The organism is Kribbella caucasensis (assembly GCF_004361855.1).
Taxonomy (GTDB): domain Bacteria; phylum Actinomycetota; class Actinomycetes; order Propionibacteriales; family Kribbellaceae; genus Kribbella; species Kribbella caucasensis.
The window spans coordinates 392088-414968 of record NZ_SNWQ01000005.1 but is presented as its reverse complement, the minus strand read 5'-3'; the positions used below and the strand labels follow the sequence as shown (position 1 = coordinate 414968).

Annotated in this window: 17 protein-coding genes; 5 read left to right on the top strand and 12 right to left on the bottom strand. The window is 68.2% G+C overall.

The window, feature by feature from the left end; translation table 11 throughout:
• Positions 1-1179: HNH endonuclease signature motif containing protein (locus tag EV643_RS13655; RefSeq protein WP_133800395.1), on the top strand; the 1179-nt coding region annotated here is incomplete at its 5' end.
• A gap of 643 nt (positions 1180-1822) precedes the next feature.
• Positions 1823-2206 carry a VOC family protein gene (locus EV643_RS13650; RefSeq protein ID WP_133800394.1) on the top strand — a complete coding sequence of 128 codons (384 nt, stop codon included), beginning with the start codon at positions 1823-1825 and terminating at the stop codon, positions 2204-2206.
• Positions 2207-2234: 28 nt separating this feature from the next.
• Here the strand turns inward: EV643_RS13650 and EV643_RS13645 are convergent, their stop codons facing one another.
• The 5 genes from EV643_RS13645 to EV643_RS13625 form a co-directional block, all read right to left on the bottom strand.
• Positions 2235-3191, bottom strand: a complete 957-nt coding sequence (locus tag EV643_RS13645; protein ID WP_133800393.1) for a Gfo/Idh/MocA family protein — start codon at positions 3189-3191, stop codon at positions 2235-2237.
• A gap of 70 nt (positions 3192-3261) precedes the next feature.
• Positions 3262-4944, bottom strand: coding sequence for an extracellular solute-binding protein (locus EV643_RS13640; protein WP_133800392.1), 1683 nt, complete (start codon positions 4942-4944; stop codon positions 3262-3264).
• Between the two features lie 63 nt (positions 4945-5007).
• Positions 5008-7233, bottom strand: coding sequence for a hypothetical protein (locus EV643_RS13635; RefSeq protein WP_133800391.1), 2226 nt, complete (start codon positions 7231-7233; stop codon positions 5008-5010).
• Between the two features lie 31 nt (positions 7234-7264).
• Positions 7265-8158, bottom strand: coding sequence for a carbohydrate ABC transporter permease (locus EV643_RS13630; protein WP_133800390.1), 894 nt, complete (start codon positions 8156-8158; stop codon positions 7265-7267).
• On the bottom strand, positions 8155-9072 hold the full coding sequence (locus EV643_RS13625; RefSeq protein WP_238165564.1) for an ABC transporter permease: 918 nt from the start codon (positions 9070-9072) through the stop codon (positions 8155-8157). The genes EV643_RS13630 and EV643_RS13625 overlap by 4 nt, the downstream gene beginning before the upstream one ends.
• Before the next feature lie 35 nt (positions 9073-9107).
• Between EV643_RS13625 and EV643_RS13620 the strand changes: the two genes are divergently transcribed.
• Together EV643_RS13620 and EV643_RS13615 are read left to right on the top strand one after the other, a co-directional pair.
• Entirely contained in the window at positions 9108-10292 is a 1185-nt protein-coding gene (locus EV643_RS13620) for a zinc-dependent alcohol dehydrogenase (protein ID WP_133800388.1), read from the top strand.
• On the top strand, positions 10286-11305 hold the full coding sequence (locus EV643_RS13615) for a LacI family DNA-binding transcriptional regulator (protein ID WP_133800387.1): 1020 nt from the start codon (positions 10286-10288) through the stop codon (positions 11303-11305). The genes EV643_RS13620 and EV643_RS13615 overlap by 7 nt, the downstream gene beginning before the upstream one ends.
• Here EV643_RS13615 and EV643_RS13610 read toward each other — a convergent pair.
• The 4 genes from EV643_RS13610 to EV643_RS13595 form a co-directional block, all read right to left on the bottom strand.
• Positions 11302-12816, bottom strand: a complete 1515-nt coding sequence (locus tag EV643_RS13610) for a pyruvate, phosphate dikinase (protein WP_133800386.1) — start codon at positions 12814-12816, stop codon at positions 11302-11304. The genes EV643_RS13615 and EV643_RS13610 overlap by 4 nt on opposite strands.
• Positions 12813-13457: a transcriptional regulator gene (locus tag EV643_RS13605; RefSeq protein ID WP_133800385.1), complete on the bottom strand. Its 645-nt coding sequence runs from the start codon at positions 13455-13457 to the stop codon at positions 12813-12815. Before EV643_RS13605 ends, EV643_RS13610 begins: the two co-directional genes overlap by 4 nt.
• A 13-nt stretch (positions 13458-13470) precedes the next feature.
• Positions 13471-14832 carry a TetR/AcrR family transcriptional regulator gene (locus tag EV643_RS13600; RefSeq protein WP_133800384.1) on the bottom strand — a complete coding sequence of 454 codons (1362 nt, stop codon included), beginning with the start codon at positions 14830-14832 and terminating at the stop codon, positions 13471-13473.
• A gap of 93 nt (positions 14833-14925) precedes the next feature.
• Positions 14926-15765 (bottom strand): hypothetical protein, encoded by an 840-nt coding sequence (locus EV643_RS13595; RefSeq protein ID WP_166665435.1) that lies wholly within the window; start codon positions 15763-15765, stop codon positions 14926-14928.
• 317 nt (positions 15766-16082) lie between these two features.
• Between EV643_RS13595 and EV643_RS13590 the strand changes: the two genes are divergently transcribed.
• Positions 16083-16646 (top strand): hypothetical protein, encoded by a 564-nt coding sequence (locus tag EV643_RS13590; protein WP_133800383.1) that lies wholly within the window; start codon positions 16083-16085, stop codon positions 16644-16646.
• Between the two features lie 13 nt (positions 16647-16659).
• On the opposite strand, the gene EV643_RS13585 is transcribed toward EV643_RS13590, so the two are convergent.
• The 3 genes from EV643_RS13585 to imuA' are packed head-to-tail and all read right to left on the bottom strand — an operon-like array spanning position 16660 to position 22763.
• Positions 16660-20100, bottom strand: a complete 3441-nt coding sequence (locus EV643_RS13585) for an error-prone DNA polymerase (RefSeq protein WP_133800382.1) — start codon at positions 20098-20100, stop codon at positions 16660-16662.
• A gap of 51 nt (positions 20101-20151) precedes the next feature.
• Complete coding sequence (locus EV643_RS13580) at positions 20152-21843, bottom strand: DNA polymerase Y family protein (RefSeq protein WP_133800381.1); 1692 nt, start codon at positions 21841-21843, stop codon at positions 20152-20154.
• Complete coding sequence (imuA', locus tag EV643_RS13575; RefSeq protein WP_238165563.1) at positions 21843-22763, bottom strand: DnaE2-dependent mutagenesis accessory factor ImuA'; 921 nt, start codon at positions 22761-22763, stop codon at positions 21843-21845. The genes EV643_RS13580 and imuA' overlap by 1 nt, the downstream gene beginning before the upstream one ends.
• Positions 22764-22881 lie beyond the last annotated feature (118 nt).

Genomic DNA, 22881 nt, shown 5'->3' with positions numbered 1-22881 from the left:
GCCACCGCCACCGCCTCTGCCGCGTGCACCGGCTCGGATGGCGCCACCTCCACGGCAGACACCGCCACCTCCACGGGATCCGCTTCCGCAGACACCGCCACCGCGGGTACCGCCCCCACCGGCGGCACCACTTCCTCCGCCGCGGGCACCGGCTCCGCGCACACCGGCTCCGCGCACACCGGCTCCGGCTCGACGGGCACCGGTTTCACGGCCGAGACCTCCGCCTCCGCCGCAGACACTTCCGCAGACGCCACTTCCGCAGGCACTGCCTCCACCGGCGGCACGACCACCGCGGGTTCCGGCTCGCCGGATCCAGGCACCACCGGCGACATCACCGGCGCCGCCAGCACCTCCTCCACCGGCTCCACCGGCACCTCCGCCGCGGGTACCGGCTACAGCGCCGACACCACCAGCCGCGACACAACCGACCCCACCCCCGGCGGCGGCACCGGCGGACAGATCACCGACCCGGGCAGCGATCCGGCGACCGGGGCAACCGGCTCACCGCCCGACCACGACCCCCGCCCAGAACGAGAGAAGGATCGGCGGAATGTGGATCAGCGGCGCGCCGATGCGGTGGCCGACCTGTTCGAGCACATGCTGCGCAACGGGCTGGACTGGCTTGGCCGCCGGCTGCCCGACCAGCACAAGCGTCGCCCGCACATCGAGGTCGTCGTCCCGTTCTCGACCCTGCTCGGTCTCGACGACGACCCCGCCGAACTGACCGGCTACGGACCCATCCCGGCCGACCTGGCCCGGCGGATCGCCGCCGACGGCACCTGGCGCCGGCTCCTCACCGACCCGATCAACGGCGCCGTGCTCGAGGCCTCCACCACCCGCCACGACCCCGGCGCCCTGGTCACCGAAACTCTGCTGGCCCGGCACCCGGTCTGCGCCTGGCCCGGCTGCAACCGGACGTCGCGGGAATGCGACCGCGACCATGGCACCCCATTCGCCCAAACCGGCACGACCAGCCTGGCTGGGATGGCGCCGTACTGCGAGTACCACCACGTCATCAAGGACACCCCGGCCTGGGGCTGGACCACCACCAACCACCCCGACGGCTCCATCACCCTGACTACGCCGACCGGGCACCGCCACACCACCGTTCCGCCCGCCCGCGGCCCCATCACCCAACCACCCACCCCACCCGCACCTGACGATCCACCCCCCTTCTAGCCCCACCGGTCGTTGACCACCACTCGGGAACCCACCCGCTTGGGCTTTCGGCCAGCACAGCCCAAACCCCAGCCGACGAACCACCACCCGTCTGATCCCCACGACTGTTGAGCCCGGCCGCCAGCACAACGCCGCCGTTCGCGGCCGCCGAACCACCATCTATGCCCACCGGTCATTGCCGCCCGCGGCGTTTACGGGGCAGCCGATCGGCCAGCCAACCTGTTGCCCCCGGTCACCGCGGCGGCCGACGAACTGCCGACCTTTTGACCCGAGGGACTCGTTGATCCAGCCGCCCGCCGTTAACCGACCGGCCTACTGAGGCACCTGCAAGCCAATTGCCTGCGCGCACCCGACCCCAGCCGCCCGCCACCGCCAACAGATCGGCTCGCTGAGGCACCCGCCAAGCAGGTGCTTGCGCTCACCCCGCCTGCCCGACCTCAGCCGCTCGCCGTTGGCCGAGCTGCCCTCTGTCTGGGTTGGCGGCTCGCTACTGATCTCGCCGAGCGGGGTGGCAGGTTGTTGCGCCACAAAACGCGAGACCCACTCGGGCTGCCGACGCAGCACCTCGCTTCCGCGGTTGGCTGGCTCCGCCATCCGCAGTTGGCTGTCTCCGCCGGCGGCAGCCGCGTCGTAGGGTGTCGGGATGGGGACGCATTGGACGTTGGGTTGTGATGCTGCCGATCCCCAGTTGCTCGCTGCCTTCTGGGCGCAGGCGCTGGGTTATGTGAGCGAGCCTGGCTACGAGGACGACGACGGTGCTTCGATCGTCGACCCGGACGGTGTTGGGCCGGCCATCGGGTTCTTGCGCGTTCCGGAGCCGAAGACTTCCAAGAACCGGATGCACGTCGATATCCGAGTCGCCGGGAAGCCGCCGTGGGACATGGCCGAGCGCGAGCAACTGATCCGCGCGAAGGTGGCTGAGCTGGTGGTCGCGCGGGCGACCGTCGTACGGGAGGAGATGTACGGCGAGGACTTCGGGCATGTCGTGATGCTTGATCCGGAGGGCAACGAGTTCTGCGTGGCTTGAGGACGGCTGGGGGTCTACCGGGGTGGGTCTACGCAGTTGGTTGGTCGTGGGTTGGTAGGCCGGCGGCGGTGAGGATGCGGTCCATGAGTTCTTGGGTGGCTAGGCCGTTGCGGGCGTTGTTCTGGGTGACGTCGTGGCCGGCTCGGGCGGCGGCGAGGAAGTGCCGGGTTTGGGCCGCGAAGCCGAGGGCATCGATGGGGTGGTCGAAACCGGAGGCCGCCGGCGACAGTTGTTCGACTCGCTCGGTGTCGTCGGCGGCGATGCGGATTTCGCTGGGTGCGTTGACGGTGATCGTCTGGCCGTTGCCGTGCAGGTCGACGCGTTCGGTCCAGATGCCGCAGCTGCGGTTGCCGATGATGGTGGCGAGCTGGCCGGAGTCGAAGCGCAGGGTCGCCGACAGGTTTTCCTCCCAGTACGGGTCGTCGAAGGTCGCCTCGGCGGTGACATGAGCGCACTCCCCGAAGAAGAACCTGGCCAGGTCGATCATGTGGATGAGGTTGTCGAGGGAGGCGCGGTAGTAGCGGTCGCGCCGGGTCTTCTGGAAGATGCCGATCGTCGCCGGCGTGGTGTCGAGGGCCGCCTTGGCCTTGAGGTAGGTGGGTGCGAAGCGGCGGTTGAATCCGACCATCACGGGGACGTGATGGAGCTCGGCGAGCTGGGCGATCCGCCGGGCCTCCTCGACCGTCGAGGCCAAGGGTTTCTCGCAGAAGGTGGCCACTCCGCGCGTGATCAACTTCGACGCCAGGTCGAGGTGGGTATCGGCCGGAGTAAGGACGAAGGCCGCGTCCGGTTCGACGGCTTCGAGGAGCTTCTCGACATCGTCGAACCCGGGCGCGAACCGGTGCCTGGCGAGGACTTCGGGTGTGTCGCAGAGACCGACGATTTCGACGTCGTCGAGTTCGTGCAGGGTGGGCAGATGGGCGATGCGGGCGATCGTTCCGAGTCCGATCACCGCGACTCGGAGGGCGGCGCGGTCGGCAGGCATCACCCATCTCCTCTCTCACCCTGGTCGATCGGGCGCACCTCGGCGATTGCGCTCAGCTCCCTCTGGGCCATCACTTATCGGCGGCCTTGGCCTGCTGGATCTGTTCGGCGACGGACTTACCGTACTTGTCCCAGTAACCGCTGACGGCCGTCTTGAGGTCGGCGAGGCTCTTGCGACCAAGGATGTACCCGGTCTGGGTGTCGTAGATGTTCTGCATCGCCGCGGCACTCCCCTGCGCAGGCACCGCCGCAGTGTCGTATCCAGCCGACGGGTTGGGCAGGGCGATTGCGGCCAGCTTCTTCTGCGCTTCCTGCTGTCTGATCAGGTTCTCGGTGGCGACAGCCGTGTCGAACAGGACGAGCGGGCCGTTGGCAAGACGGTTGATGTTGACCGTCGTCTCGAGGTCGCCGCGCTCGGTTCGTACCGGGTTGCCCTTGGCATCGACCTTGTACGTGACGCCCTGTTCGCCGTACTCCTTGTGCAGGAACTCCTTCGTACCGAACGGGGCGGCCAGGTAGTTGAGCATGCTCAGCAGCGCGGGGACCCGATCCTCGTTCTCCTTGCGGATCGCGCTCGTGCCGTAGGTGCCGAGGCCCAGCCAGTGCACCGGTTTCGCCCCGTCGGCGCCGAACGGCGTCCGCATGTCGAGCCGCAGGCCCGGCGTACGTTTGAGTGCCGTGTTCCAGTAGGCCAGCGCGTCGTCGATGAACGCGAGCCGGCCGCCTTCGAACGCGCTGGCCTTGGCGGCATTCGTCATGGCCGGGGTGTTCGGGTCGTAGACGCCGAGTTTCCACAGCTTCTTGGTGTACTCGATGGCGGCGTACCACTCATCGCTGAGCGCGGGCAGGGTCAGCGCGCCGGCCGCATCCTCCGCCCACCCGTTGGCGACACCGAAGGTGGTCAGGAACATCGAGAACGAGACCGGGAAGCCCACGCCCGTCTCGCCGCTGAGAGCGTAGATGCCCTTCGACGGATTGGTGACCTGCTGGCACAAGGCGGTGAATCCGTCCAGATCGGTCGCATCCTCCGTCACTCCCGCGGCCTCCAGCACGGCCACGTTCTTGTAGTTGACCGTTCCGAACAGCGACCGGGTCGTCGGTACGCCGAACAGCCGGCCGCCCCAGACCGAGGCCTTCCACGTCTGGGTGGGGATGTTGGCCAGATACGGGTAGTCCTTGACCTTGTCACCAGACAGGTAAGGCCCCATGTCGACGAACTTCGCGTTGGCGATGTCGGCCAGCCGCTGCAACCCCGCCGTGTTGGTCTGGACCTGGACGATGTCGGGCAGCGTCCCCCCGGCGATCAACGCGGCGATCTTGGTCGGGTAGTCGGAGCCGGCCACGATGTTCAGGCTGAGGTCGGTGTTGAGTTGTTTGTTGATCGACTGCCAATAGGCGTTCTGCTCCTTCGGCGGCGGCAGAGCGCTGTAGGTGACCATGAACGCGGTGGTCGGCTTGCCGTCGCCGACCGGGCCGGGCAGGCGGGAGAACGGGTCCTTCGGGTAGGCGTCGTAGACCGCCATCACGAGGCCGTCGTCGCTCCCCGGCCGGATCGGACGGGCGTCGGAGGCGATCGGCAGATAGGCGGGCAGTGCGTTCTTCAGACCGCGGCTCGCAGCGGTGGACGTCGGCGACTTTGCGGAGCAGCCGGACAGCAGCGTGCCGCCGAAGGCTGCCGCGCCGAGGCCGGCGATCCCGCCGAGGAGCACGGAGCGCCGGGCGACTCCGGCCGGTCCCGGTTCGTGAGTGGACATGATGTGTTCCTTTGCGATCGGTTCTTGCGGTCGAGGTGGATCGTCACGGTGCCGAGGTGACGGTCACGAGGTGGACTCCAGCAGCGGATTGCGGTTGTCGGACAGCACGAAGGTGGCCGTGCCGCCGGCCGGGATGGAGTACGCCGGGAAGGGGAAGGTGATGACTCCGTTGGAGCCGTTCATGATCGTGACTCGTTGCGCTGATCGCATGGCCGTGGTGGGCCAGCCGGCCAAGGTGAGGTCACCGGCCGTACCGCCGAACCGGAGGGTGACGTGATCGTCGTCGAGGCCGTGCAGGTCCGGCACCACCGCGGCGACAGCGTTCTGGGCGAAGAACTTGGTGTATTCGTCGTTGGTACGCCCGTGCAGCTTGTCCCCGCCGGTGCCCCAGAGCCTGCGACCACTGACTGAGACCCGGCCGGAGGTGAACTTCGACCAGTTGATGCCGAACTTGTTGCCCGCCGAGAGTCCGCCGCCACTGGTGATCGCCGCGTCGCCCTCGTAGTACAGGTTGCGGATGCGTACCGACGTGTTGGGCAGTGTCGCCGGTGCGCCGTCGAGTAGGCGGGTGATGCTGTTCCGCCCGGCCAGGATGGTCAGGTTCTCGATGTCGAGGTTGACGCCGTCCACCTGGAAGTAGAACGGGACGATGCCGGTGGCGCCGGTGAACCCGGTGCTCGCGCCGTTGAGCGTCGCCGGGTTCAGATCGCGCAGGTCGATGGTCAGGTCGCGGATCCGCCAGTTGCCGGGGGCAAGGAATTGGGCGACCCGGCTGTACACCTGCTGGCGAGTGGAACGGGCCGCCAGTACGACGTCTTCCAGTTCGCCGTGCATGCTGGCGCCGTACGCCGCGGTGTTGACGTACCAGACAGGCGAATCGCTGTTCAGGACGGAGAACCGGCTCCCCTTGACGACGCCGTGAGTGTCGAGCGGTACCTGCCAGTTGCCAGAGGCAAACATCAACGCCCTGGTCTGACAGTCCACTATGTCGCAGTCCTTGACCGAGCCATTGAGGTATGTGGCCAGGTAGACGCCGACGCGGGTGTTGGCGGCGTGGCAGCCGGTCAGGGAGGTGTTCTTGCCCCGCATGGTGAAGGCGGGCCCAGCGGAGCTGGCGCCCTGGTAGATGTCGAACACCGTGTACCCAGTGACGGTGGCACCGTCTGCTTCGTCATGGGTCGACGTGGGCGAGTTCGGACCGGCCGAACCGGTGCCGCCGGACACGGTGAGGCCGCGAGTACGCCCGTGCCGATGGGTACGACGGCCGGGGAGGTTGGCCTCCTGCGCATAAGTGCCACTGTCGACGGCATGACGGACATTCAGGCTGTTCGGGCCGATGACAGTCGTCCCGAGGCCGCTCCAGTCCTCGATGCCGTAACTGAAGTGGTTGAGGGAGACCTCGAGTCTGCCGTTGCGGAAGGTCGGCGCGATCACCTGCGTGTCGATGCAGCCGATCAGGTAGAAGACCGACGCGATCGAACGCTGGGAGGAGAATCCGACGATCCGGCAGCCGGTGAGCCCTTCCAGCTGGACGACCGGATGGATGCCGTTGGTTGCGGCAGCGGGGTCGTTGTAGTCGCAGCCCCCGCCGATCAGGTCCACCCTGGCGTCGGCCAGCCGGCAGAGTCGTACGTTCGTCTGGTAGCCGGTTTCCTTCAGCGGGGACGTGAAGGTGACCGTCGTACCGGTGCTGTCGAGGCCGGCCGTGACCACCTCCCCGAGTCGAGCCCGCTTCGCACCTCCGGGCGGGGTGCCACCATGCAGCGACTCATACACCTCGTCGTCGGAGATCAGCCGGAACCGGTCGCCCTTGCGCACCGTCTGCGCGGTGCTGAGGGTGACCCGCGCGACGGTGTTGAAGCTGGCCGGGTCGTGAGCGGGATCGTCGACCAGATTGATGTTGTCGACCTGGGTGATGCCGGTGACCGCGACGGTCCACAGCGGCTCGGTGTAGAGCATGAAGGCCGGTGCGGTGAAGGTGTCGAAGTAGAACTGAGCACCGGGTTCGAAGATGATCGCCTTGCGGGTGCCGTGCGCGAGCTGCCGCTCGTAGCTGATCGGCAGGTTCATCGGCGGGATGCTCAGCACCGGTTCGGCCGAGTCGAAGAACGCGTCGAGCGCGGCCTCGATCTCGGCCGGCGTGGAGCCCGGACCGAGATCGTTCTTGCTGTACGCCGACAGCGGCTTGGCGTTGGCCGGCAGGGTGAGCCCGGCCGTCGCGAGCAGGCCGGCGCCCGCGGCCAGCAAGCCGCGTCTGCCCAGACCTTCGGTGAGCGGGGGTGTGGTCATTGGGTTGCTCCTTCGGTGAAGGTGAAACAGATCAGCCTTTGATCGCGCCGGTCAGAACGCCCTTGGTGAAGTTGCGTTGCAGGAACGGGAAGACCATTGCGATGGGCAACAGAGCGAGGACGGCGACGGCCATCTGGATGGCCTGGGTCGGCGGCTGTGCGCCCGCGTCGCCGGACGCGTCGAGGATCGGGTTGGCCTGCAGAACGTAGGTGCGCACGACCAGTTGCAGTGGCCACAGGCTGGTGTCGTTGAGGTAGAGCATCGCGTTGAAGAAGGCGTTCCAGTAGCCGACCGCGTAGAACAGGCCGACCACCGCCAGTACCGCCCTCGACAACGGCAACACGATGGTGGCGAAGATGCGCAATTCGCCCGCGCCGTCGATGCGCGCCGCGTCGATGAGTTCATCCGGGATGCCCATGAAGAACCCGCGCACGATCACCAGGTTGAAGGCGCTGATCGCCGACGGCAGGATGAGTGCCCACACGTTGTCGATCAGGCCCAATTGCTTGACCATCAGATAGCTCGGGATGATTCCCGGGGTGAACAGGAACGTCAGCAGGAAGAACGTCAGGATCGGCCGGTGGCCGAACGAGTCGCGCCGGGTCAGTCCGTACGCCGCCAGCGCGGTGCAGACCAGGCTCAGGGCAGTCCCCACGACGGTGACGAACGCGCTGACTCCGACGGCTCTGGTCACCACGCCGCCGGACAACACCGCTCGATAGGCGTCGAGGGTGAAGCTCTCGGGCACGATCATGAATCCGCCGTTGGCGGTCAGGTCTGCCTGGGTGGCGAGGCTGGTGGAGATCACCACAAGGAACGGGAACAGCACGACCGCCGTCACGATGACCAGCACGATCGCCTTGATCACACTCGTCGGAACCGAAGGCTTGCCGGCCCACGCCGGCCTTGCGTCCGTAGTACTCATTGCCTCGAATACACCCCCTGTTCGCCGAGCAGGTGCGAGACCTTGTTGGCGGCCAGGATCAAGATCAGGCCGACGACGCCCTTGAACAGGCCGGCCGCGGCACCCAGGCCGAAGTTGCCGTCGCCGATGCCGTGGAAGTAGACGTAGGTGTCCAGCACCTCGGCGGCGTCCGGGCCGACGTTGGAGCGTTGCAGCAGGATCTGCTCGAATCCGACGTTGAGCGCCTGGCCGAGGTTCAGGATCAGCAGGATCGCGATGATCGGCCGGATGCCGGGCAGGGTGACATGCCACAGCCGTTGCCACCAGCCGGCGCCGTCCATCGCGGCCGACTCGTACAGCGCGTCGTCGATCGCGGTCAGCGCGGCGAGGAAGATGATCGTCCCCCAGCCGGCGTCCTTCCACACGCCCTGGGCAACGATCAGCAGCTTGAACGTCTCCGGAGTGGTCATGAAGCCGACCGCATGCAGCCCTTGCTGGGTGAGGAACTGGTTGATCACGCCGGAGCCGCCGAGCACCTGCTGGAACAGCGCCACGATCAGCACCCAGGACAGGAAGTGCGGCAGGTAGACGACGGTCTGCACGATCTTCTTGACCCGCGAGCTGATCAGTGAGCTCAGCAGGATCGCCAGCGCGATCGGTACCGGGAAGGCGAACACGACCTGCAGGAAGGTGATCTGCAGGGTGTTGGACACCGCCCGCCAGAAGGCCGGATCCGCGAACAGCAGCTGGAAGTTCCCGAGACCGACCCAGGGCGACTGCTCGATCGGCAGGTACGGCTGGTAGTCGAGGAATGCGATCACGTTGCCCACTAGGGGCACGTAGGTGAAGACCAGCAGCAACAACCCGGCCGGCAGCACCATCAGCAGCATCGAGCGGTCGCGACGCAGCCGCTGGGTGCCGTTGAGAGTTGGCATCGAATGCTCCATCTTCGGGAACGATACCGAGCAGCATGGCAGCACAACTCTCGCTAGGCAACAGGCAAATTACGCGAATATTGCGATCCTCTTCGGGACGGTTTGAGCAGATTTCCGGTATCGTTCCCGACGTGAACTCCGCCGCACATCGACAGGCCGTCCTGATCGGCCCGAACGACCTGCGCGTCCGGACTCAGACGGGCGGTACGCCGGGTGCCGGCGAACTGCTCATCACCCCGGATGCGGTCGGTGTCTGCGGTACCGACCTCGAACTGCTCGCCGGCACGATGGGCTACCTGACCGACGGCGGCGCGACGTACCCGATCGTCCCCGGGCACGAGTGGACCGGCGTGGTCGATTCGGTGGGTCCAGGTGTGAACGGCTTCGCGATCGGTGACCGCGTCGTGGGCGAGTGCTCGATTGGTTGCGGAGTCTGCGGTGTGTGTGCCGCGGGTAGGTATCACCTGTGCCCGGACCGTACGGAAACAGGGATCCTCAATCGCGCCGGGGGGATGGCGTCCACGCTGGTGTTTCCGGCCCGGGCGGCCCATCGCCTTCCACCGAGCGTCGATCCGCTGGACGCCGCGCTGATTGAACCCCTCGCGGTGGCCTACCGTGGACTGCATCGCTTGCCTGCGGCACCGATCGGACCGATCGCTATCGTCGGGGCCGGGACCATTGGGCTTCTGTGCGCACTGGCCGCTCGGGCCATCGGTATGGGACCGGTGCTCCTGGTCGAACACCACGCCGCTCGTCGCCGGTTCTCGGCCGGCCTGGGGTTCGATGCTGTCGCCACCGTGCCGCACCGCTTCAGTCAGGTGATCGACGCGACCGGGACGCCCTCAGGAACAGCGGCCGCCGTCCAAGGAACCGCGGACGGCGGCACCATCGTGGTGCTCGGCCTGTGCGGACGGCCCTCCGTACCGGTCGATCTGGACAGCCTCGTCCTGCGCGATCTGGCGATGGTCGGCAGCCTCGGCAGCCCCGGCGTCTGGCCGGAGGTGATCGACCTGGTGGCGACCGGCCGGGTGCTGCCATCGACCATCGTCAGCCACGAGTTCGCCCTCGACGAAGCGACCGACGCGTTCACCCGCGCGCGAGACGCCGACCCGGCCACTCGCAAGGTGGTGGTGCGCCCGCAACGGTCAGCGGCCTCCCGGCAGGCTGCTAGCCTCCAGGCAGCAACCGATCCCGAAAGGCCTGGTACCGCGTCATGGTGACCATCCGGGACGTCGCGGCGGCCGCGGGCGTCTCCGTGTCCACGGTGTCCCGCGTGCTGTCCGGCCAGTACGGCGTCAGCGAAGCCACCAAACGCGAAGTGGAACGGGTAAGCCGGCGCCTCAACTACCGGCCCAGTGCGGCCGCCGCGTCGTTGCGGACCAGGTCGACCGGCGTCGTCGGAATGCTTGTCCCCGAGATCACCAACCCCTACTTCCCCGCCGTAGTACAAGGTGTCGAGCAGGAGTTCGCGGGCGTCGGCGTGGACCTCATCCTGTGCGATTCGGGCAACGACGTCGACGCCGAAGCCCACCGGCTCGAAACGCTGCTGCGTCGCCGGGTCGATGCGCTGATCATCTGCCCGGTCGATACGGAGCGCAGTGCCGCCGCGTTGCGGTCGATCGCCGGCCAGGTGCCGCTGCTGCAAATCGACCGTCATGCCGTCGACAACGTCGACTTCGTCGGGGTCGACGAGTCCAGTGGTATCGCCCAGGTCGTCGTTCACCTCGCTGCGAACGGCATCACCAGCGCCGCCTTCGTCGGCATCGCGGCCGGGATCTCCAGCATCGCCGAGCGGGCCCAGGCCTTCACCGCCGCTTGCCAGGCCCACGGGATCGCCGCCCTACCTGCCGTCACCGTCACCGACACCGACGTCGCTGCCGGGCGCCAGGCTGCGCGGGAGCTGCTGTCAGCCGGTACGCCGCGACCGCAGGCGATCGTCTGCGCCAACGACTTGCTCGCGTTCGGCGTGGTCGCCGAACTCACCGCCGCCGGCCTGCGATGCCCACAAGACGTCGCGGTCACCGGGTACGACGACAGCCCGGCCGCCGAACTCATCGGACTCAGCAGCGTCCGCCAACCGCTCAGCGACATCGGCCGCGAAGCAGTACGCCTGGTCCGCAACCAAAGCCCCAGCCCGCGAAGCGTCCGCCTGGCTCCACAGTTCATCGCCCGAGCCACCACCCCACCTGCCGCCAGCTCGCCGACCACCATCCCGCCAGTCGCCGGCTCCTAGGGTTGCCTGGAGAGGACTGCGTGGGCCGCGGCCAGGCGTTCTCCTTCGTCGCGGTGCGAGTTGTTGCCCGAGAGCTCGTCCGCCCATGCCAGTAGGCGATGCAGCTGAGGGTCCGTCGTTCCGGTGAGGATGTCGGGGCTGCCGATGACGACCTCTCCCCCGGTTCCGTCGATGGTGATGAATGTGCCTTCGGCGACAATACGTCCGCCGGCTCGTACGCAGGCAGCATCGACGTCAACCGTGAGGTCTGCGGCCGAAACGACGACGGGTTTACCCAACGCCCGCGCGACAACGGCTGCGTGGCTGGTCGGTCCGCCGCGCGCGGTGACGACTCCCGCCGCGGCGGCCAGGCCGTGCATGTCGAGCGGCGAGGTGTACGGGCGAACGAGGATGACCGGACCATCGGCGGCCATCCGGGCTGCCCGGTCGGCGGTAGTCGCGACCTTTCCGATCGCAACACCGGGGCTGGCGCCGAGGCCGCGGGTGAGGATGTCGGCCGCGTCGGTTGCGATTCGCGGCGTACGAGCGGATCCGAGGTGCCGCGGTGAGATCCGGAGCAGTGCCTCGCGACGGTCGATCAGGCCCTCGTCGGCCAGGTCGACCGCGACTCGAAGGGCAGCGCGCCCGTCGAGGCCGCCGGATCGCACTTGCAGAATCCACAGCCGGCCCAGCTCGAAGGTGAACTCCACCGAGCACGCGTCGCGGTAGTGGCCCTCGATTCGCTGCAGGGCTTCCAGGAGTGCCGCCCACACTGCTGGTTCTCGTTCGGCCAGTTCGGACAGCGGTCGGGTGATCGATCTGCCGGAGACGACGTCCTCGCCCTGACGGCCGAACATGACTTCGCCGAACGGGGTTCTCTCACCGGTGTTGGGATTGCGGCTGAACGCGACACCCGTACCGCTGTGATCGCCCCGGTTGCCGAACACCATGGCCTGTACGATCACCGCCGTACCGAGGTCGTGTGGGATGTCGTGCAGGACGCGGTACGTCTTGGCGCGCGGGGTGTCCCAGGACGAGAACACGGCCCGGATGGCGAGGTCCAGTTGGCGCCTCGCGTCGTTCGGGACTTCCGCTCGACCCGGGCCCAAGGCTGCGGCGAAGCTGGACAAGAACCGCTCGCGCGAATCGATCGCGAACCGCGGGTCGCCTGTCTCGACGGCCAGTCCTGCGGTCGCCTCGGTGGTGAGACCGAGGTTGAGGATCGTGTTCATCATGCCCGGCATCGACACGCTGCCGCCCGAGCGGACCGAGACCGCGAGCGGCCGTTCGGATCCGCCAAGCCGCCGACGGGTTGCGGCTTCGAGGTCGGCGACGGCGTTGGTCAGCTCATCATCGAGGCCGTTGGGGAATCGCCCGTTCTGGAGAAAGTCGCTGCAGACCTGAGTGTTGATCACGAAGCCGGGTGGAACCGGCATGCCGAGGCGGTGAAGTACGACCAGGCCGTATCCCTTGCTGCCAAGGACATTCGCTGTCTCCTCGACCTCCGCCGAGAGTGGATGAATCCAGGTCATCGGTCGGCAGCGGCCCAGTCTCGTGGGATTCCCAGCGTGACCAGCAGGTCTTCGTGTAGCTGGAACCACACGGTGTGGTAAGAGTCGAAGCGGTCGACCAGGTAGTCCAGCTCACCTGATCGGGCGCGTGTCAGTGCTTCCGTGAGGCGGACTCGATAGCGCTCGAATCGGGTCAAGGCTGCGGACAGTTCGGCGCAGACGACATCGGCACGATGGCCGAAATCGGTGAAGAGGTCCAGGACCCGGGAGTCGTACACCGGGTCGGTGTGCTCGTTAGGTCGCGCGACACCGTCGACGATTCGCAGCTGCCACGCCGTACAAAGATCGAGCAGTTCTGTGTTGAGCGGGGTGAAGGCGTCGTAGGCCTGGGCCACCGTCGTTCGGGCGCCGACCGTGTCCAGCTCGCCGGCGATCCGTACGGCGTCGGCGGCGCGCCCGGATTCGGTGAGCCCCCAGCCACCGAAATCGCCGGGAGTGTGCGAGACGTGGCCGGCCCTTGCGAGATCGATCAGCTCGGACTCGACATCGGATTCGGGGAGTCCTGCGGCGTCGGCGATTCGGGCCAGGCCGGCGAACCCGATGCAGCGAAGGGAGTGGAGCACCAGCAGGTTGGAGCTGGTCTGACGGGACGAGTGCGGCACGTGGCAGCCCTTCTTATTCGTGCACGGATTGCTGGCCTTGCGCCGCGGTCTTCCGGTCCTGCGCCGCGCTCTTCTGGTCCTGCACCGCGGTCTTGTGGTTCTGTACCGCGGTCGCCGCGGCGTGGGCGGCGCCTCGTCCCTCGGCTCGGGCGATGATCTTGCCGCCCTGGATGCGCACTGCCGCCTCGGTCGCGTCGGTTGCCTCGACTCCGATGGCCGACGCGATGGCGGCATGGTCGTCGAGAACAATCCGGATGCCTGGCCAAGCGTCCGGTCCGAACACTTGCCGGAGGCAACCGGTGAGGTCCCCGATCCGGAGCCGTACCAGTCGTCCGAGCTCGGCGGGATCGCTCGTCACCACGGCCACGATGACCTGATCGTCCGCCGGTTCGACCGCTCCCCCACTGAGCCCTCGCGGACTCGTCCCACGGACGGCGCGGATGGCCTCCTCGGCCGCCCCCAGCCGACCGGTCCCAAGGACCACGATCACCCCGTCGCGGTCGAAGTCGACATCATGACCTGTGAGCTGATCCGCCAAGTCGCCGCCCTGAAGGCCGAAGCCATCGCCGGCTTCCGTGGGCGGTTGCCAGACCTCGTCGGCAGGTCGGGCCGGTACGACGTACGCGAGGAGCGGCCGATCCCACGTGTCGGCGAGGTCGAGACCGGCGAGATGTTCGCAAGTACGTTCCACATCGAAGGGATCGCCGACTCCGGGCGCACTCTCGGCCAGCTGGCCGGCCCCGTTCAACAAGGTCAGAACCATCGCAGCCAACCGCACCTTCCTGGCCGGCTGCGGACGTGGTCGCTGCGGACGCATTCGCCGCGCTACGCATGACTCCAGCGCGAGACCGAGCAGCAGGGCCTCCACCCTGGTGACCTGGGCCAGCGCGGCGCGACCCGGCCCGTCGTCGATCACACCCGTGAGCGAACGCAACTGAAGATTCCCCCGAGCCGGCGAATCACCAACCAACGGCAACCGCTCAAGCCAAACCCGCGCAACGGCCCCCAACGCCTCCCCCAGCGCGCCCGACGAAGGAACTGGGTCTGGGGTCGGCCCGATCGGCGAGGGACCCAGGCTTGAGGTCGGCTCGACCGGCGGGGCAGGCCGGATCGGCGAGGGTGCTGGTGCTGCGATTCGGTTGCGGGTGGCGGGGGTCGGGGCTGGTTGCTCGATCGAGTCGAGGAGGACTGCGAGGTAGAGGGCGCGTTTGCTCGGGAAATTCGAGTAGACCGCGCCGCGAGTCAACTCGGCCCGTTCCGCGATGCGGTCGACCTTCGCCTCGGCGTACGTGTGCTCGGCGAACTCTTCCCTCGCCGCAGCCAGCACCGCCGACCGCGTGCGTTCCTGCTGCTGCGCCCGGCTCAGCCTGACCATCGCCACCCCATCGCTTCACTCACAGCGTCTAGGATACTCACATCATCCGGATACTCTAAACATCCGGATGCTGTGAACATCAAATCCGCGAGGTCAGCGGATGCGGCCGCCTTCGGTGACCAGCCACTCGCCCGTTTCCCAGTCGGACGGGCCGTCTTCGATCCGGTAACACAGGTCGAAGCGGATACCCAGCCCTGGCCAGGGGTGCTGGATCTCGACGACGCGGAAGATGTCATCGAGGCCGGGGAACGTGATCCCTTCGGGCTCGGGGAACAGCAGCTCCAGCTCCGCGCGGGTCAGGTCGGTCCAGAGCGCGAACTGCCACTCTGTCCGCTCCAGCCCCTGGGCGTACACCAGCTCGAACCGGGGTTCACGGCCGACCACGAAGTCACGGATGTCGTCGAACAACTCGTCCGAGGTCGATGGCAGGACGAACGGCCACTCCTCGCCGTCGGGATAGCGGTACATCGTCGACGTCGACCCGAGTGCGCTCAGAAGAGACTGCCATTGCTCGGCGGACGTGGAGTCGGCCGGCAGGTTCACGCCCGTGTGATCAACCCGCCGAACGTGCCCCGCGAGCCGTCGGGTCAGGTCCGCCAGCTCCACCCTTGCCGACGAGTCGAGAGTGCCACCACTCCAGACGCCCAGGGAAAGACCTGTGTCGAAAGTGACCTCAGGTGCGGACACGTCGGCCAGCCCGATCGTCGTCACCGGAAGGGCACCGGCAGGTTGCGGCGGGCTGAGGGTCAGGCGGTCGACCATTCCATCGATCACCCCACCAGACGCTCCCGCAGACGCTCCATCAGTGGCTCCCGCAGCCGGCGCGCACACGGCGTACGGCACGTCGGTCAACAGCAGATGCAACTCGCGGAGAAAGGCGCGTGATTCCGTTGTCGCAGGCAAGCAAAAGGTGATCTCTGACAGGCGATCCATACGCCCGACCGTAGCCGATTTCACGCCAACTGATCTCGCGGATTTACGGGCGGCTTACGCGGTAGCGCAGGTGCAGGACGTCTGGGCCGTCCAGGGCCGCTCGGTCCCCGGTCGTTGCGCCGGTCGAGCCAGCCGAATCGGCGCCATCACCGGATCCTAGAGACAACATCGGCTTCGCTCTGTACGGGCGGGGCAGGGTCTGCGACGGTGGCAGAGGTCACGTGTTGCGGAACGGGGCGGCTGCGTGGGGGATTTCTGTACGGCGACCAGGACAACACCTGAATAGAGGGGGAAGCTCCGTGAAACTGCGACGCAGAATGACGATAGCGGGCGGGGGGCTGCTGCTCGCACTGATGACGGCGGTCGTGCCAGCCTCGGCCGAACCGCTCGAGCACGTGCACTTCGAAGACTCCGGCACCGGAGTGATCGAGGACTTTTGTGGCGCGGGAATCGCCGTGAACTTCGACTTCCACGTCGAGGGATCATTCCAGGTGCGCGCGATTGGTCCGGACGGGCTCGTGTACTTCCAGGAGAATTCCCATCTCACCAACACCCTCACCAACCCGGCGAACGGCGAGTTCGTGACCCACGTGCTCAACATCCTGAACAAGGACAGGAAGGTGACCGACAACGGGGACGGCACGCTGACAATCATGGTCGGTGAGACAGGCGGCGACCGGTGGTACGACTCAGACGGCAAGGTGGTCTTCAAGGACGGCGGAAGTGTGTGGTTCGAGGTCTTGGTGGACCACAACGGTACGCCCACTGACCCGTCCGACGATGAGTTCATCGAGTTCCTGGGCGATGTCAAGGTCACCGGGCACGAAGCAACCCTCACCGACGACAACTTCTGCGACCGGATTCTCTCGGTCATCGGCTGACGTCTGTTCCCACTCAGCGGAAGTCTCTCGATGTCGTGCGCGCGGCGAGAGGAAGGCGTTCCAGTTTGTCGGCGACGAGGTTGGTGACGCCTTGGGAGCGTTCGAGGCGGCCGCGGATGATCATCGCGCTGGATTCGCGAGCGATCCGGCGGTAGCGGTTCCAGACCCCGGCGGAGCAGATGACGTTGATCATGCCGGTCTCGTCCTCCAGGTTGAGGAAGGTGACACCGGCCGCGGTCGCCGGGCGTTGCCGGTGGGTGACCACTCCTCCGACCAGGACCCGGGTACCTTCCCCGGCGCTGGGCAACTGGTTCGCGCGAAGGATGCCGCGGGCATCGAGATCCGCGCGGACGTGCCGGATCGGATGATCGTCCGGTGAGATCCCGGTCGCCCACAGATCGGCCATCGTGGTCTCCATCCCGCTCATCCCGGGCAGCATCGGCGGCGGACCCGCAGTACTCACGCCGGTCAGATGACCCGGGCGTTCCTCGGCCGCCCGGCCCGCGGACCACAACGCCTGCCGCCGGGACAACCCGAACGAGTCGAACGCCCCCGCCGTCGCCAGCGCCTCCATCTGAGCCGCGGTCAGCCCCGTACGGCGAACCAGGTCGGCCATGTCGGCGTACCGGCCGTTCTTCTCGCGTTCCTCGACGATGCCCTCCGCCGCAGTGGTCCCGATCGACTTCACCCCGGCCAGCCCGAGCCGCACGCCCAACCGCCCGTCCCGCCGATGCGCATCCGGGTCGAACGGCACCTCCGGATCGAACTTCCCCACCTCCGGCTGCTCCCGCTCCAGACACTTGTCATTGCCGGTAGCAACTACTGGTTCCGCGGCGAAGGGCTCGAGGTTGGCATGCGCCAGGGACAGCTGGATGTCGGGGCGATGGACGGTGACGCCGTGGCGGCGGGCGTCGGCGACCAGGGACTGGGGTGAGTAGAAACCCATCGGCTGGGCGCGGAGAAGGGCGGCGAGGAAGGCGGCCGGGTAGTGCAGCCGGAGCCAGGTGCTGGCGTAGACGAGCAACGCGAAGCTGATCGAGTGGGACTCGGCGAACCCGAAGTTCGCGAACGCCTCGATCTTCTCGTAGATCTGGTCCGCGGTGTCCCCGGTGATCCCGTTGGCCGCCATCCCGTCGTACAGCTTGGTCTTCAGCGACGAGATCTTCTCCACGCCGCGTTTGGAGCCCATCGCGCGGCGGAGCAGGTCGGCGTCCTCACCGCTGCAGCCGCCGACCGTCATCGCGATCTGCATCAGCTGTTCCTGGAACAGCGGGACCCCAAGGGTGCGCTTCAGCACTGATTCGAGCGCGGGGTGCAGGTAGGTGATCGGCTCGTCGCCGAGTTTGCGGCGGATGAACGGGTGCACGGCGCCGCCCTGGATCGGGCCTGGCCGGATCAGCGCCACCTCGATCGCCAGGTCGTAGAAGCTGCGCGGCCGCAACCGGGGCAGGGTGCTCATCTGCGCGCGGCTCTCCACCTGGAACACGCCGACCGAGTCCGCCTTGCAGAGCTGGTCGTAGACGCCGGGTTCCTCCTTCGGGATGCTGTCCAGGTTCCAGTCCTCGCCGAGGTGTTCGCGAACCAGGTCCATCGCGTACTGCAACGCGGCGAGCATGCCGAGCCCGAGCAGGTCGAACTTGACCAGTCCCATCCAGGCGCAGTCGTCCTTGTCCCACTGCAGCACGGTCCGGTTCTCCATCCGGGCGTGCTCGATCGGCACCACGTGGCCGACCGGGATGTCGGTCAGCACCATGCCGCCGGAGTGGATGCCCAGGTGCCGCGGGAACTTCAGCAGCTCCTCGGCCAGCTTCACCACCGGCGCCGGGATGTCGTGGTCGACGCTGCTGCGAACCGCGCCCCACGCATCCACCTGCTTGGACCACGCATCCTGCTGACCGGTACTGAACCCGAGTGCCTTGGCCATGTCCCGTACTGCGAGCTTCGGGCGGTATGTGATCACGTTGGCCACCTGTGCGGCGTTGCGGCGGCCGTACTTGCCGTAGACGTACTGGATCACCTCTTCGCGCCGGTCGGAGTCGAAGTCCACGTCGATATCGGGCTCCTCGTCCCGGGCCGCGGACAGGAACCGCTCGAACGGCAGGTCGTAGAACACCGGGTCGATCGCGGTGATCTCCAGCGCGTAGCAGACCACCGAGTTCGCCGCCGAGCCGCGGCCCTGGTAGAGGATGCCCTTGCGCTTCGCGAACATGACGATGTCGCGCACGATCAGGAAGTACCCGGGGAACTCCAGGCTGTGGATCACCTGCAGTTCCCGCTCGACCCGGGCTTCCGCCTCCGACCGCAGCTTCTCCGGCTTGTCCGCGTAGCGTTTCCGCACCCCGTCGCGGCAGAGCTTCCGCAGCCAGCCCATCGCGTCGTACCCGGGTGGCACCTCCTGGTGGGGCAGGTTCGGCTTGGCCGCGCGCAGGCTGAACGCCAGCTGGTCCGCGAGTTCCACCGTGCGCGCGACGGCGCCGTCGTACCGGCGGAACCTGGCGAGCATCTCCTCCCCCGACCGCAGGTGGGCCGTGCCGGCGGGTGGCAGCCAGCCATCCATCGCGTCCAGCGACCGGCGGGCCCGGACCGCGGCGATCGCGGCGGCCAGCTTGTGCCGGCGGGGTTGCGCGTAATGAACGTTGTTCGTGGCAACGACCGGCAGCCCCTTGGCCGCGGCCAGCCGGGCCAGTACGGCGTTGCGCGCGCTGTCCGTGGGCAGACCGTGATCGATCAGCTCCACCACGACCCGGTCCTTGCCGAACAGCGCCGTCAACCGGTCGAGCTCCCCTGCAGCGGCGGCCGGTCCGTCCGCGTGGCCACCCAGCTCGAGGGCACGGCGTACCAGGCCCTTGCGGCAGCCGGTCAGGATCAGCCAACTGTCCTCGCCGATGGCGGCGAGCTCCTCCAGGTCGTAGCTCGGGCGGCCCTTCTCCTGACCGCGCAACTGCGCCTCGGTGATCGCGCCGGCCAATCGGTGATACCCCTGCTGTCCCTCGGCCAGGACGAGCAGGTGGCTGCCTTCGGGGTCGGCGATGCCGTTCTGCGGTTTGGTCAGGTCCAGGGAGAGCTCGGCACCGAACACGGTGTGCAGGTTCTCGTACTCCTCCGCTGCTTCCGCCATCCGGACCACGCCGTAGAACCCGTCGTGGTCGGTCAGCGAGAGCGCGTGCAACCCGAGCCGGACCGACTCCTCGACCAGGTGCTCCGGGGAGGACGCGCCGTCGAGGAAGCTGTAGTACGAGTGGCAGTGGAGCTCGGCATACGGCACCACCGGTCCCTCCGGTGGCTGTGGCTTGTCCGCCGGCGCCGGATCGTACGGCGCGCGGTGGCGCGACCAGGCCGGTCCGTCACCGCCGTCCGCGTCGAGCAACTCGTCCGCAGGCGCCGGCGGCCGCGATCGGTCCGACAGCTTCCGCTCCAGCTCCGACCACGGAACCGGCGGATTGTCCCAACCCATCAGCCCTCACCTCCCCGCCCCAGACACGCTTGGTGGTCAGTCGCTCTGTGGTCAGTCATAGGCGGCCTCTAGCTGCCAGTGGTTGCTGCGGACGACGAAGAGCCAGGCACGGCCGTCCGCGGTGACGAACTGGAAGCGGGCTAGGCGGTTCGTGGTGTCCTCGTCCCACCAGCGTTCCTCCACCGGCCAGGGACCGGCCCAGGCGATGATCGAGTGCAGCTTGTTGCTGTCGGCAACTTGAGGGGCGGGATCGAGGCGGAAGCCGGCCGGCTCGCCGGACAGCACGCTGCGGGCGCTCACCGAAACCGGGCGCCCGTCCGCGGCCAGGACCCGAGCCGGGAACGGAACCGGGTAAACCGTGGTCGGCACCGGAGTAGGCCACTGGTTCGGCGCACCGGATCCGGCCGACATACCCGAGCCAGCCGACGTACCGAAGGTCGCTGGTAGGGAACCTGGCCAGGGGGCGTCGGAGGGGCGGGCGGGGGTTGGTGGGTTGCCCCAGGGGATCAGGGTTTGGCGGTCGGCGTAGCCTCGGCCGCCGCCGATCACCGGGGATACGACGGCACCGTGGCCGAGCATGCTCTGGACTCGGGACAGGGCCCGGTGGATCCGTTCGTCGGGGCCGCCGCCCCACAGGCCGTCGACGTGCGCGCCGACCGGGTCGACCTGTTCGGGAATCAGCCGGAGCTTCACCACCGGCGAGGCGAGTTCGCTGGTCGCCGTACCGTTGCCCTGCAACTGCCAGCGGACCCGGTCGACCACGTCCGCGGCGCTGAACCAGCGTGGATGCAACCACTCCCGCTCGTGGATCCGGCCGGCCTCCGTGCCGACCTCGATCCGGAACGTGGTGCAGACCAGGCCGAGGGTGGCCAGCCGGCCGACCAGTTCGTCCGCGACCGCCCGGACGGCGAACGCGACCTGGTCGACCCGGTCCACCGCTGGTTCGAAGTCGAGCTGGCGGGCGAGCTCGGGTGGCGCCTGCCGGGCGACCACCTGTCTGTCGTCGGCGCCGCGGGCGAGCCGGTGCGCGAACGCGCCGTCCGGGCCGAACCGGGCCAGCACCTCGGTCGCCGGCAGCCGCGCGAAGGCGCCGAGCGAGCGCAACCCGAGCCGCCGGAGCAGGTCGGTGAGCTCGGGTTGTTCGAGCGCGTCGACCGTGATCGGCGCGAGGAACTCGGCCGAACCGCCCGGTGGGACCACGTGCACCCGGGTGTGGTCCGGCGCCGCCCGCGCTGCTTGTTCGGCGGCGAACGGGCCGTCGGCGATCCCGACCCGGCCCCCTGGTACGTCGTACGTCTCCAGCCGGTCGAGGAGTTTCTCCGCGGCGGCGGGTTCGCTCCCGTAGAACCGGCTCGGGCCGCGGGCCTTCAGCGCGCACATGCCGGGGCGGATCACCTGGATGCCCGGGATGAGCGCCTCCAGACAACCGACCACCGGATCGAAGGCGCGCGCGTCGATCACCGGGTCGTACTTGAGCACCACCAACTCCGGGCAGCGTGCCTGGGCGTCCCGTGCTCTCAACCCGCGGCGCACTCCCTCGGCCCGGGCGGCGGCCGAACTGGCGAGCACCCGGCCCTTCGCCAGCACTGCGACGGGGGCGTTCGGGGGATGCCCCGCGGTGACCGCCGCCGCCGTCACCGGCCAGTCCGGCACCCACACCACCATCGTCCGGATCAGCCCGCGCCCCGAAGCGGGTGGGCGAGAAGCAGGTGGGCGAGGTGAGGTGGAGGTTGGGGTGGTCATCAGCCGGCCGCCTCGCGTTGCCACTCCGGCTCCTCCACCAACGGGTCGCCGAACGGGGTGACCGGGCTGGTCGGCGGGTCGGTGAACGGGTTGAGCGGGGTGGACAGGGTGTCGGCGAATGGGTTGGTGAGCTGGCTGGTCAGCGGGGTGGCGGGGCGGATTTCGCCGTCGAGGGCCGGGAGCCAGAGGTGGTGCCGGTGGGGGCGGGCGGCGCCGCGGCCGGTGACGGTGATGGTCGCCTGACGGGCGGTGAGGTAGCCCTCGCCTGCTCCCAGTCCGAACCAGGTGTTGCCCTGAACCTCCAGTCGAGCTTCACTCCCGGGCCAGTGTCTGTTTTCTTCGGAGCCGACCGTGATCAGCATGGCGCCGCGGGTGCGCAGCCGGGCCGCCAGCCGGGAGGCCTCGCCCGGGGTCACCTCGCCGGGCGGACGGACGACGACCACGGTCAGGGCGTCCACCAGGGCGGCGACGACGCTGAGCCAGTCACGGTCCGGATCTGGAACGAGGACCAGCCGCTCGAGGTCGACACCCAGCCCGCGAGCCGCCTCGGCACCGAACGACGGCACCCCGACCACACCGCACCAGGCACCCTCGGCGGAAGGGCCGGCCATCATCGCCATCACCAGGGCGGTGGAGCCACGGACGGAGTACACCGCGCCGGTGCGGAGTGCGGCGCCGGAGAGGAGCTCGGCGATGGCCGGCAGGGTGGGGAGAGCCCGGTCGACGGTCGCGGTATCGAGCGCCTGCTGCACCCGCGTCTCCGTCGTCCGCGGCGCCGGCACTTCCCGCGTGGCCTTCTGGACTTCCCGCGTGGCCTTCTGGGCTTTGGCTTGGGCCAGTAGGGTGCGTGCCTGGTCCAGCGCGGTGACCCGGTTCGGGCGAACCGGTCGCGCGTCGTCAACTGCTGGAGTCCCCGTCACAGAACCATGTTCGAACACCTGTTCGAACATGTCAATCCGGCCGTCCACAACCCACCCGGAAAGCGGTCAGAACCAGTACGGCGTGCGGTGGCTGAGCGTGCACGAGACGCCGGTGCTC